This is a genomic window from Sphingomonas sp. (genome assembly GCF_039595165.1).
GTDB lineage: Bacteria > Pseudomonadota > Alphaproteobacteria > Sphingomonadales > Sphingomonadaceae > Sphingomonas.
Genome location: NZ_JBCNMA010000101.1, coordinates 1 through 12,651, shown reverse-complemented (window position 1 = coordinate 12,651; position 12,651 = coordinate 1). Strand labels below are relative to the sequence as shown.

Annotated in this window: 8 protein-coding genes; 4 read left to right on the top strand and 4 right to left on the bottom strand. The window is 70.4% G+C overall.

The window, feature by feature from the left end:
• The first annotated feature begins 31 nt into the window (after nucleotides 1–31).
• Both ABDV68_RS14635 and pbpC read left to right on the top strand, forming a co-directional pair.
• Nucleotides 32–5,326 carry an MG2 domain-containing protein gene (locus ABDV68_RS14635; RefSeq protein ID WP_343520820.1) on the top strand — a complete coding sequence of 1,765 codons (5,295 nt, stop codon included), beginning with the start codon at nucleotides 32–34 and terminating at the stop codon, nucleotides 5,324–5,326.
• 219 nt (nucleotides 5,327–5,545) lie between these two features.
• Nucleotides 5,546–7,741 carry a penicillin-binding protein 1C gene (pbpC, locus tag ABDV68_RS14630; protein ID WP_343520818.1) on the top strand — a complete coding sequence of 732 codons (2,196 nt, stop codon included), beginning with the start codon at nucleotides 5,546–5,548 and terminating at the stop codon, nucleotides 7,739–7,741.
• A 242-nt stretch (nucleotides 7,742–7,983) separates the two neighbouring features.
• On the opposite strand, the gene ABDV68_RS14625 is transcribed toward pbpC, so the two are convergent.
• Entirely contained in the window at nucleotides 7,984–8,505 is a 522-nt protein-coding gene (locus ABDV68_RS14625) for an RcnB family protein (protein WP_343520817.1), read from the bottom strand.
• Between the two features lie 228 nt (nucleotides 8,506–8,733).
• Nucleotides 8,734–9,204, bottom strand: a complete 471-nt coding sequence (gene bamE / locus ABDV68_RS14620; protein ID WP_343520815.1) for an outer membrane protein assembly factor BamE — start codon at nucleotides 9,202–9,204, stop codon at nucleotides 8,734–8,736.
• A 108-nt stretch (nucleotides 9,205–9,312) separates the two neighbouring features.
• On the opposite strand from bamE, the gene ABDV68_RS14615 reads away from it, so the two are divergent.
• Nucleotides 9,313–9,831, top strand: coding sequence for a ubiquinol-cytochrome C chaperone family protein (locus ABDV68_RS14615; protein ID WP_343520813.1), 519 nt, complete (start codon nucleotides 9,313–9,315; stop codon nucleotides 9,829–9,831).
• Nucleotides 9,828–10,340 carry a DUF177 domain-containing protein gene (locus ABDV68_RS14610; protein ID WP_343520812.1) on the top strand — a complete coding sequence of 171 codons (513 nt, stop codon included), beginning with the start codon at nucleotides 9,828–9,830 and terminating at the stop codon, nucleotides 10,338–10,340. Before ABDV68_RS14615 ends, ABDV68_RS14610 begins: the two co-directional genes overlap by 4 nt.
• 150 nt (nucleotides 10,341–10,490) lie before the next feature.
• Here ABDV68_RS14610 and ABDV68_RS14605 read toward each other — a convergent pair whose 3' ends face one another.
• Entirely contained in the window at nucleotides 10,491–11,867 is a 1,377-nt protein-coding gene (locus tag ABDV68_RS14605; protein WP_343520810.1) for a UdgX family uracil-DNA binding protein, read from the bottom strand.
• Between the two features lie 6 nt (nucleotides 11,868–11,873).
• Nucleotides 11,874–12,651: SO2930 family diheme c-type cytochrome (locus tag ABDV68_RS14600; protein ID WP_343520808.1), on the bottom strand; the 778-nt coding region annotated here is incomplete at its 5' end.

Sequence of the window (12,651 nt, the reverse complement as noted above, 5' to 3'; positions counted from 1 at the left end):
GGAGGACCAGGTCTTCCTGATCGGCACCAACATGCCCGCGACGCGCGAATCGATCGCGGCGGGCGCCTATTGCGCGGTCGAGGGGCTGGGCGAGCAGATCCCGGTCGAGGTGCTCGACGCCGGGCTGCCCGGCAAGCTGCTGCAGGATCTCAATCCGGAGCGGTGGGAAGTGCGCAACTTCCTCTCCGATTCGGGGATCGCCGAGAAGCTGCCCGAGGACGCGGCGACTCGCGCCAAGGCGCTGGCGAGCGTGGTGGCGGTGAAATGCGGGCGGCCGCTGCCGCCCGGACGCGACGTGTCGCTGGTGTGGGGCGCGTCGATCGCAGGCGCGGGCGGCAAGACCGCGGGGGCCGAGCAGCGTTTCGACTTCACCGTGCGCAAGCCGTTCACCGCGCGCTTCGAATGCTCGCGAGTCAATCCGCAGGCGGGCTGCTCGCCGGTGCAGGAGGCGTGGGTGCGCTTCTCGGCGCGGATTCCCAAGGACCTGGCCGAGCAGGTGCGGATCGAGCTGCCCGACGGCAAGAAGCTGACGCCGGCGCTGTCGGACGAAGACAAGCGGGCGAACACGGTCAGCGACCTCAAGTTCGAGGCGCCGCTGCCGGCCTCGACCACGGCGAAGCTGGTGCTTCCGGCCGGGGTCAAGGACGAGAGCGGGCGGGTGCTGGCGAATGCCGAGCGCTTCCCGCTCGAGGTGCGCTTCGACGAGGCGCCGCCACTGGTGAAGTTCGCCGCGCCGTTCGGGATCATCGAGGCGCAGGAGGGCGGCATCCTGCCCGTCACCGTGCGCAACGTCGAAGCCTCGCTGCAGGGCAAGGGGCTGAGCGTCGCGGGCCAGCATATGCGCGTCGACGCCTCGGACGGGGTGATCGCCAAATGGCTGCGCAACATCGACAAGGCCGACGATTACGACGTCGACGAGGTCAAGCGCGGCGCGGAGACGGTGCGCATCAACCAGACCGGCGCGCGGCCGATCCTGACGCCCGATCTCGGCGCGCCGCTGACGATCGGGCTGCCGGGCAAGGGCAAGGAATTCGAGGTCGTCGGGATCCCGCTCAAGAAGCCGGGATTCTATGTCGTCGAGCTCGCCTCGCCGCAGCTCGGCAAGGCGCTGCTCGGGCGCGATGCGCCGCGCTATGTCGCGGCGGGGGCGCTGGTCACCAACATGGCGGTGCACTTCAAATGGGGGCGCGAGGGCTCGCTCGCCTGGGTGACCTCGCTCGACAGCGGCAAGCCGGTGTCGGGCGCGGCGGTGCAGGTGACCGACAGCTGCACCGGCGCGGCGCTGGCCAGGGGCACCACCGACGGCATGGGGCGGCTCGCGGTCAAGCAGGGGATTCCCGAGCCGCAAAGCTATGGCAGCTGCGAGGACGGCAATTCGCACCCGCTGATGATCTCGGCGCGCAAGGGTGACGATATGAGCTTCACGCTGACCGCGTGGGGCGAGGGCATCCGGCCGTATGATTTCGACCTGCGCTATGGCTATGAGGCGGCGGGCGAGATCGTCCATACGATCTTCGACCGCGCGCTGGTGCGCCAGGGCGAGACGGTCAACATGAAGCATGTGCTGCGCCGGCCGGTGGCGCAGGGCTTCGTCAACCCGGCGGGGTTCACGGGCACCTTGAAGCTCAGCCATCGCGGGTCGGACACGAGCTTCGAGCTGCCGGTGACGGTCGATGCCTCGGGCGTCGGCGAGACGCAGTGGAACGTGCCGCAGGGCGCGCCGATGGGCGACTACGACCTGCAGTTCGTGAAGGGCGACGACACGATCTGGACCAGCCAGTCGATCAAGGTCGACGAGTACAAGCTGCCGACGATGAAGGCCTCGGTCGCGGGGCCGAAGGAGGCGGCGGTCAAGCCCAGGAACCTGCCGCTCGACCTGTTCGTGGGGTATCTGTCGGGCGGGGGCGCGTCGAACCTGCCGGTCGAATTGCGCATCGGCTATTATGATGGGATCGCCGCGCCCGACGGCTATGACGGCTACAGCTTCGGCGGCAAGGCGATCGCCGAGGGGACCAAGCCATTGAACGGCGAGGGCGAGGAGGACACCACGACCCTCCCGCCGATGCAGACGCTGCCGGTGACATTGGGCGCGGACGGGACGGCGCGGACCAGCGTCGACATCCCGCAGACGCTCGATGGCAGCAGCCAGATGCGCGTCGAGATGGATTACCAGGACGCCAATGGCGAGATCCTGACCGCCTCGCGCCGCGTGCCGATCTATGCCTCGGGCGTGCAGCTCGGGGTCAAGACCGATGGCTGGCTGATGAAGGAGGACGATTTGCGCCTTCGCCTGGTCGCACTCGACACGCAGGGCAAGCCGATCAAGGGGCAGCGGGTGCAGGTCGCGCTGTACAGCCGCGAGATATTGACCGCGCGGCGGCGGCTGATCGGTGGCTTCTACGCCTATGAGAACAACGCCAAGACGACGAAGATTTCGGCGAGCTGCTCGGCGACGACCGACGAGCTGGGGCTGGCGCAATGCGCGATCGACCCCGGCGTGTCGGGCGAGGTCTATGCGGTGGCGACGACCGAGGATGCCAGCGGCAATGTCGCTCGGGCGGTCACCTCGGTGTGGCTCGCGGGCGAGGACGACTGGTGGTTCGGCGGCGACAATGGCGACCGCATGGACGTGATCCCCGAGCAGCAGGAGTACAAGTCGAGCGACACCGCGCGCTTCCAGGTGCGCATGCCGTTCCGCAGCGCGACCGCGCTGGTGACGGTCGAGCGCGAGGGCGTGCTGTCGAGCTTCGTCACCGAGCTGTCGGGCGACAATCCGGTGGTCGAGGTGCCGATGCAGGGGGTGTACGCGCCCGACGTGTTCGTCTCCGTGATGGCGGTTCGCGGACGCATCGGCGGGTGGAAATTGTGGTGGGCGGACCTCGCGCGGCGCTGGAACCTGCCCTTCTTCTCGCGCGAGGGCGCGGCGCCGACCGCGACGGTCGACCTCGCCAAGCCGAGCTACCGCCTCGGCATCGCCAAGGTGAAGGTGGGCTGGGAAGGGCACCGCATGGCGGTGGCGGTCAAGGCCGACAAGGAGCGCTACGCCGCGCGGGATACGGCGAAGGTCGCGTTGCAGGTCAAGAACCCCGACGGGAGCGTCGCGCCGAGCGCCGATGTCGCGTTCGTCGCGGTGGACGAGGCGCTGCTCCAGCTCGCGCCCAACGAGAGCTGGGACGTGCTCGGCGCGATGATGGGCGAGCGGCCGATCTCGGTGCTCACCTCGACCGCGCAGACCCAGGTGGTCGGCAAGCGGCATTACGGGCGCAAGGCGGTCGAGGCCGGCGGCGGGGGCGGCGGGGACCTGTCCGCGCTCAACCGCGAGAATTTCCAGCCGGTGCTGCTGTGGCGGGGCAAGGTGCCGTTGAACGCGCAGGGGCAGGCGCGGGTCGATGTGCCGCTCTCCGATGCGCTGACCTCGTTCAAGCTCGTCGCGATCGCGCTGGGGGAGAAGGGGCAGACGTTCGGCACGGGCGAGACCGCGATCCGCACGGCGCAGGACCTCAGCATCTTCGCGGGCATCCCGCCGCTGGTGCGCAATGGCGACTTCTATTCGGCGGGCTTCACGCTGCGCAACGGCTCGGACAAGCCGATGAAGGTGACGGCGCATGTCGAGCTCTCGCCGCGCGTCGCCACCGGGCGCGACCTGACGGTCGAGATCCCGGCGGGCGGCGCGGTGCCGATCGCGTGGAACCTCACCGCCCCGGCGGGCTTCGACAAGCTGCAATGGAAGGTCACGGCGAAGGACGCGAGCGGCAAGGCGGCCGATGCGATCACCGTGGCGCAGGAGATCGCGCCGGCGGTGCCGGTCGAGACCTGGGCGGCGACGTTGGTGCGCGTGGGCGAAAGCGGGCCGGTCGCGATCCAGCCGCCGGCGGGGGCGCTGGCGGGCTTCGGGCAGGTCTCGGTGCTGCTCACCGACACGCTCAGCCCCCCGTTGCAGGGGGTGCGCGACTATATGGCGGCCTATCCCTATGGCTGTTTCGAGCAGCGCACCTCGCGCGCGATCGTGCTGGGCGACATGGGCGAGTGGAACCGGCTGTCGGGCGAGATGCCGGTCTATCTCGATGGCGACGGGCTGCTGCGCTACTTCCCGTCGGACAGTTTGCGCGGGTCGGAGGCGCTGACCAGCTATATCCTCTCGATCACCGCCGAGGCGGGGCTGCCGCTTCCGGATGGGCCCCGCGCGCGCATGATCGAAGCGCTCAAGGCCGTGCTCGACGGGCGGCTGCGGCACGAGGATTATGGCGACCTGCGCCTCCAGAAGGTCGCGGCGTTCGCGGCGCTGGCTCGGCAGGGCGCGGCCAATGCCGGCATGCTCGGCCAGATCGGCATGACGCCGCAGGACATGCCGACCTCGACGCTGGCCGACTACATCGCGGCGCTGGGCAAGGTGCCGGGGCTCGCCAATGGCGCGCAGCTGCGCGCGGCGGCGGAAGGCGTGCTCAAGACGCGGCTGGTCTATGAGGGCACGCGCATCGACCTTTCCGATAGTGCCGACACGGCGTGGTGGATGATGTCCTCGGGCGACGAATCGGTGCTGCGCGCGCTGGTCGCGACGCTGGGGCGACCGAGCTTCGCGGGCGAGGGGCCGAAGATGATGGTCGGCGCGGCGCTGCGCCAGCAGCGCGGGCATTGGGACACCACGACGGCGAATGCCTGGGGCGTGATCGCGGCGCGCAAGTTCGGAGCCACCTATCCGGCGAGCGACGTGGCGGGGATCACCACCGGGACGCTCGGCGGGCAGAGCGTGACGCGCAGCTGGCCGCTGCCCGATCCGCAGCGCAGCTTCGTGTTCGCGCTGCCGGCGCAGCGGGCGCCGCTGGCGCTGAGCCAGTCGGGCGGGAGCGGGCCGTGGGCGATGGTCCAGGTCAAGGCGGCGGTGCCGCTGACTCAGCCGCTCAGCGCGGGTTATCGGCTGTCGAGGAAGACCGAGGTGGTGCAGGCCAAGACCAAGGGTGTGCTGACTCGCGGCGACGTGATCCGCGTGACGCTGACGGTCGAGGCGACCGCCGACCGCAACTGGGTGGTGATCGCCGATCCGGTGCCGGCGGGCGCGACGGTGATCGGGTCGCTCGGCGGGCAATCGGAGATGCTGGCCGAGGGCGGCGAGGCCTCGGGGTCGCAGCCGAGCTATGTCGAGCGCGGGCGCGACGCGTGGCGCGGCTATTTCGCGTGGCTGCCGCGGGGGACGCACACGGTGACCTATGTCATGCGGCTCAACGCGGCGGGCCGGATGCAGCTGCCGCCGTCGAAGGTCGAGGCGATGTACTCGCCCGAGATCCGCGCGGCGGTGCCGAACCAGCCGATGGTGATCGCGCAGCGGTGACCGGCCATTGGGTATGACGCGGTGGGGTCGAAGAAGAAGATTGTTCACGCGAAGGCGCGAAGGCGCGAAGATGTTGGTCTTACGCGCGAAGCGCCCCGACGATCTCAATGTTGCGTTGCGCCGCGCGCGGGAAAGGATCAGGGCCGCTGACGCGGCAGGCCTACCGCTTCGCGCCTTCGCGCCTTCGCGTGAACCAAATCTCTGGTCCGGCTTCGTATAATGCCGTCGCCGACGCTCACGAGCCTCTGGCATCAACTTCAGCGGGTCTGGAGCATCCTGGAGGCGCCCACCCATCGCAAATGGTGGACCGGGCCGCGGATCGTGATTGCGGCGGTGCTGGGGCTGGGCGCGCTCTATGCTGCCGCGGACTATGCCACGCGGCCGCCGCGGCTGCCGGGGCATGGCGCGACTGCCGCGGCGTGGAAGCCGTCCGAGGCGTGGCTGTACGATCGCGAGGGGCGGCTGCTCGACTCGGCGCGGGTGGATTTCCAGGCGCGGCGGCTGGCATGGGTCCCGCTCGACAAGGTCGCGCCGCAAGCGGTCGAGGCGCTGGTGGCGGCGGAGGACCGGCGGTTTCGCGAGCATGACGGGATCGACTGGTGGTCGGTCGCCGGTTCGCTCCGGGACAGGATCGAGGGCAAGCGCGCGCGCGGGGCGTCGACGCTGTCGATGCAGGTCGCGGCCTATCTCGCGCCCGATCTCGCCGCGCCGGGCTCGCGCGGATGGCTCGACAAGCTGCGCCAGATGCGCGCGGGGGCGGCGCTCGAACGCGGGTGGGGCAAGGACGAGATCCTCGAGGCGTATCTCAACCTCGCCGGGTTTCGCGGCGAGGCGCAGGGGATCGGCGCGGCGGCGCTGGGGCTGTTCGGCAAGACGCCCGAGGCGCTGACCCGCGACGACGGGCTGCTGCTCGCGGCGCTGCTGCCCAACCCGTCGGCGGGGCTGGGCGAGGTGGCGCGGCGGGCGTGCGCGCTGTCCCGGGAGAGCGATTGCGGCCGGTTCGCCGGGGCCGCCGCGTCGATGCTCGGCCCGGCGCGCAGCCTCGCGCTCGATCCGGGGCTGGCGCCGCATCTCGCCAACCGGCTGCTGACCGAGCCCGGCCTGCGCGTCGCGACGACGATCGATGCGCGCATCCAGCGGCTGGCGATCCGCGCGCTGCGGCGGCAGCTGCAGGGGCTGGGCGGGACGCGCGCGCGCGACGGGGCGGTGGTGGTGGCGGACAATCGCACCGGCGAGATCCTCGCCTGGGTCGGCGGAATCGGCGGGGCCTCGACCGCGCCCTCGGTCGATGGGGCGAACAGCTATCGCCAGGCGGGATCGACGCTCAAGCCCTTCCTCTACGCGCTGGGGCTGGAGAAGGGCTATCTGACCCCCGCCTCGATCCTCGACGATTCGCCGGTTCAGCTCGACACCGCGTCGGGACTCTATGTGCCGCAGAATTACGACCGCGCGTTCAAGGGGCCGGTCAGCGCGCGCGCGGCGCTGGCGGGATCGCTCAACGTGCCGGCGGTGCGCACCTTGCTGCTCACCGGAGTCGAGCCGTTTCGCGACCGGCTGTGGGACACCGGCTATCGCGGGCTGACCGAGAGCGGCGAATATTATGGCTACAGCCTCGCGCTCGGCTCGGCCGAGGTGACCTTGGTCGAGCAGGTCGCCGCCTATCGCAGCCTCGCGCGGGGCGGACGCTGGGCGCCGCTGCATGTGCGCAAGGACGCCGAGGCGCAGCCGGAGCGCGCCACCACGACCCCGCAGGCGGCGTGGCTGGTCGCCGACATGATCGCCGATCCCAATGCGCGCGCGAGCACCTTCGGCATGGATTCGGCGCTGCGCCTGCCCTTCTGGGCGGCGGTCAAGACGGGCACGTCGAAGGCGATGCGCGACAATTGGTGCATCGGCTTCACCGACCGCTACACCGTGGGCGTATGGGTCGGCAACCTCGAGGGCGATCCGATGCGCGCGGTCTCGGGCACCAGCGGCGCGGCGCCGGTGTGGCGCGACGTGATGATGGCGCTGCACGCACAGGCGCCGGGCCGGGCGCCGGAGCGGCCGCAGGGGATCGAGGCGCGCGCGATCCGCTTCACCGGCAATATCGAGCAGCCGCGGCGCGAATATTTCCTGGCGGGGACGGGGATGAGCCTGGTCGCGGTCGCGCCGCCCGCGTCACGCCGCCCGCGCGTGGTCAGCCCGGTGTCGGGCAGCGTCTATGCGCTCGATCCCGACATCCCGGTCGAGCGGCAGCGCATGGCGATCAGCGTGTCGGGCGAGGTGACCGGACACCGGCTCGAGCTCGACGGGCGCGATCTCGGCACGGCCGACGCGCGGCCGATGGTGCTGGCCGGGCCGGGGCGGCATCGCCTGCGATTGGTCGAACCGGGCGGGCGAGTGGTCGATCAGGTGCTGTTCACGGTGCGCTGAGCCCGTAGGCGGGGTACGATGCCGGGCGCTTTCCCGCCGTGCCCCACCAGATGTTGCCACAGGGACACGGCTTCGGGGGAAAACGGCCCGGCACCGGCCGCACACGAAGGTGAATCGAACAAAAACGATTCCCGCGCGTTGCGGCAACTGGTCCTAAACCCTTTCGGGACCGAAACCGTTCGGCCGCGCCGGCAGCGTATACCGCCGGCGCGGCCATTTTTTGAGGTTACGGCGATCCGCGCTTACCAGAAGAAGTTGCGGATCACCCGGACCACGACGCCGCGGCGGGTGTCGACCAGCAGCATATCGTCATAGTGACGCACCCAGCGCTGCCAGCGGCCCACCGGGGGCAGGCGATAGCGCCACGGATCGTTGATGTAGTAGCGGCTGCCATAATATTGCGGCGCGATGCGCACGCCCGGGCGGAAGCTGTAATAGCGGAACGGCGCGCGCCAGTTGCCGCGCGAGTAGATGCCGCGATTGCGGTCGCGCCAGCCGCGCCAGTCGTCATTGCCCCAGCGGCGGTTGCGATCGTTGAGGTCCTCGCGATACTCGCGGCGCGCGTCGCGCACGTCGCGGCGTTCCTCGCGCACGTCGCGGCGGGTGCCGTAGCGCTGGGCGTTGCGCAGCTCGCGCTGCTCCTCGCGGATTTCCTGACGATCACGGCGCAGTTCGCGCTGCGACTGGGCGGCGGCGGGCGCGGCAGCCATTGTCGGCATCGCCACGGCCGCGATCAGCGCGGTCAATATGAGCTTCTTCTTCATCTTAGCTCCTCCTTGTTCTCATGCCGGATCAAACCAGCGTGAGGGAAAAACTATCCCTGCGCGACTGAACGGCGCGGGAATGAATCGGTCAGCGAAATGAAAGCCATGGGCCCTTGTGCGGTGCCGGCCCGCGCCCCCGCCCGGCCACCCACCGAGAGTACCGTCCGGTTGGCCGGGTGCGGAGCGGCCGGGACCGTCGGATGCGCCCGCGGGCGCTTCAAACAAGGTTCAGGGCGCGCCGCCCGGCCCCGGCCCGGTACCCGGCGCGCCGACCGTGCCGATATTGCCGAACAGATCCTCGAAGAAGCCGCGGTGACGGCCGAGCGTCGGGGTCTTGCGGTCGGAGGGGTTGATCGACGCGACCTGCTCGACCCCGGTGCGCGTCACCTCGGTGACGTTGCCCGCGGCATCGAAGCGGATGCGCAGCGTGGTCTGCGCGCGCGGCTTGGGATTGTTGTAGGCATAGTTGCGGGTGTTGCGCCCGATATAATACCATTCGCCCTGGTTGAACTGGCTGGTCAGCGTCGGCTTGCCGAGCGTCGCCAGCACCGATTCGCGATTGTCGACGCCGGGCTGGACCGAGTTCACCAGATCGGCATCGACGACATAGCCCTGATAGCCGCGGAGCGGCGCGCACGCGCCGGCTCCCAGCAGCGCGATGCCGGAAGCGGCGGCAAGAAGGACACGGGCGGAAATCATCAAACTCACTCTCCCAAGGCGGGCAGGTGCCCGCGCATTGCATCGCGGGCCATTCGCCTCAATATGCGCGCACGCCCGCGCAAACAAGCGCGGGGATGGAGCATGACCATGGGATTGTGGCAACGGCTGGCCGGACGCAAGGCGGAAAACCCCGCGGCGGCGCTCTATCAGGCCGTGGTGGCGCGGGGCCGCGCGGCGCATTGGTACGAGGCCGGCGGCGTGCCCGATACGGTGAACGGTCGCTTCGATGCGATCGCGAGCGTGCTGGCGATCGTGCTGCTGCGCCTCGAGGCCGAGCCGATGGCGGGCGAGCCCGCGGCGCGGCTGATCGAATGCTTCGTCGACGACATGGACGGCCAGCTCCGCCAGATCGGCATCGGCGACGTCGTGGTCGGCAAGCGCATGGGCAAGATGATGGGGCTGCTCGGCGGGCGGCTCGGCGCCTATCGCGAGGCGCTGGTCGAGGGGACGGCGAGCTTCGAGGCGGCGCTGCTGCGCAACCTCTATCGCGCCGAGGATCCCGGCGAGGCGGCGCTGGCGCATAGCGCGGGCGAGCTGCGCAAGCTGCATGCCGCGCTCGCCGGCGTCGAGCTCGACGCGCTGATCGCGGGGCAGTTGCCGGCATGACTCCCGAATTCGCCCGTCCCCACCGGCTCGACACGATCGGCGCGGGCGAGAGCCGCGTCGCGATCGAGGCCGACGAGGGCGAGCGCAAGGCGCTGGCCCGGCGCTTCGGCTTGATCGCGATCGACAAGCTCGCGGCGGACTATGCGGTGCGGCGCGACGCCGCCGGGATCGTCGCGCGCGGGCATCTCTCGGGCGCGGTGGTGCAGGCGTGCAGCGTCACCGGCGATCCGGTGCCGGCCAAGATCGAGGAGGAATTCGCGATCCGCTTCCTGCCCGAGGGCAGCGCGGACGGTGACGAGGTCGAGCTGAGCGAGGACGATTGCGACATCGTCTTCTACACCGGCGGCGCGATCGACCTGGGCGAGGCGGCGGCGGAGACGCTGGCGCTGGCGCTCGACCCCTTTCCGCGCAGCCCGGGCGCGGAGGCGGCGCTGCGCGAAGCGGGGGTGCTGAGTGAGGACGAGGCCGGGCCGTTCGCGGCATTGGCGGCGCTCAAGAAGAAGCTGTGATCGATTGGCCTGGGTCAATCCTCCCCCGCTAGGGAGGTGGCGCCGAAGGCGACGGAGGGGTAGGACTCCCTCACGTTCGTTCTGGCATCCGCCCCCTCCGTCAGCTGTGCTGACACCTCCCCCTAGCGGGGGAGGATTTGATCTTGATGCCTAGACCCGCCTCGCGGCGGCGCGCAGATCGGCGACGAAGCGGTCATATTCCTCCGCCTTGCGTGTCGCTTCGGGGATGCGCAGCAGGTAGCTGGGATGGACGGTGACCCAGGCTTCGCCGCCCTCGGCCAGGTCGTGGGGCGCGCCGCGGGCGCGGCTGATCGTCATGACCTTGCCGAACAGCGAGCGCGCCGCGGTGGCGCCGAGCGCGACGATCACCTTCGGGCGGATGAGCAACAATTCCTGCTCGATCCACCAGCGGCACGCGCTGATCTCCCCGGCATCGGGCTTGGAGTGGATGCGCCGCTTGCCGCGCGGCTCGAACTTGAAGTGTTTCACGGCGTTGGTGAGATAGGCCTTGCCGCGGTCGATCCCGGCGTCGGCCAGCGCGCGGTCGAGCACCTGTCCGGCGGGGCCGACGAACGGGCGGCCGGCGAGGTCCTCCTGGTCGCCGGGCTGCTCGCCGACCAGCATCAGCGGGGCGTCGACCGGGCCTTCGCCGAACACCGTCTGCGTCGCGTGCTTGTAGAGGTGGCAGCGGGTGCATGCCGCGGCCTCGTCGCGCAGCGCTTCCCATGCCGCGAGGCTGTTGCTGCCCGGGGCAGCACGCGCCGTCTTGACCATCGCCGTCTCCCGCGCCCGCGCGCCCTTGATCAGCTCCGGCACCAACGCGGTTTCGGGCATGTTTCTCCAATATTTGCGCGGCATCTCCTTGAGCATCGCGCCGGTCTTGAGACGCGCCGGGTTGAAGATCGAGGCGTAATAGGTCTTCCAGATCGCCTCGGTCGGGTCGTCCTGCGGCGCGTCGGCCTTGCTCGCGCCGGGACCTTCGCTGAGCGTCTCGCCGTCCCAGTGGAGCGACACCTCGGGCGTGAGGATCGACCAGCGCATCGTGTTGAAGCGGTCGACGAAGAAGCGCGCATTGGCGCGGACGATGTGATGCTCGGGCTCGAACCAGGCGATGAAGCGGGGGCCGGCATCGTCGATCACTTCGCGGAAGCGCAGGAAAGCGCGCATCTTGTGGATGTCGCGGCGCACCGCCTTGGCGAGGCGTTCGAGCCGCTGGAGCAGGGGGTCGGCGCTGTCGTCGATGACGTGCGCGTCGGCGGCGATGCGAGTGAGCAGCGCGTAGAGCAGGGCGAAGCGTTCGGGGTCGCTGTGCAGCACGACTTCGCGCGCCAGCTCGAGGAAGCGGCGCGGGACGCGGAGCTGCGTGGGCGAGCCGCCGAGCACGGCTTCGTCGCCGAACAGGTCGGCGGGGGCGGCGCCGACTTGCCAGACGATGTCGCCCGGGGGAACGCGCGCGGCGGCGAGGGCGCGGGCGGCGTCGCGCCAGCCTTCGAAATCATCCTCGGCGGCTAAAGTGACGACTCGCATACCCGCTCAACGCGCGGGCATCGAATCGATCCATTGCGAGAGCAAAGCGATGCCTTCGTCATGCGCGGTGGCGCGGCCGAGCTCGGGCATGGCGATGCCGGGATCGGTGCTGCGCAGGCGGTAGATCAGGATCGAGGCCTCGGCGTCACCGGGCTTGATCGCGAACTCGCGCCCGCCGCTGCCGCGCCCCGCCGCGACAGGGCGCTTGCCGACGCCGATCGTCACGGCTTCCTTGCGGTCGAGCTCGAGGAACAGGCCCGAGTTAGACGCCGCGCCAGCGGGGTTGTGGCAATGCGCGCAGTTGATCTCGAGATAGGCGCGGGCGCGGGCTTCGAGCGGGGCCCTGGGGTCGTCCCAGCGGACGACGCGCGGGGCATCGGCCGGCGCGCGGTCGAGCAGGCCGGCGGCGGCGAGCGTCTGGAGCTGGCCGTTGTGGTTGAGATAGCGCGCCTTGACGCCGATCGGGGTGATCCGGCCCGACAGCGCATGGCAGTCCTTGCACTGGTTCTGGTTGGGCACGGCGTAGCTGATCTGGCGCGGCTTGCCCGAGGGATCGGTGAAGCTCACCGCGAGGCGGGTGCCGGCGCGCTTGAGCATCGCGTCGGTGCCGTCGGCGTTCCACACATAGGGGATCGCGACCCAGCCCGCGGCGCGGTGCAGCAGCAGGCGAGTCTCGAGCGGCCTGAACGCGGCGCCCTCGCCATAGCCGAAGGTCTTGATGAGCGCGCTGCCGACGGGGAAGTCGAACGCCTTGGCGGGATCATATGTCGCTCTGGCGCCGGCG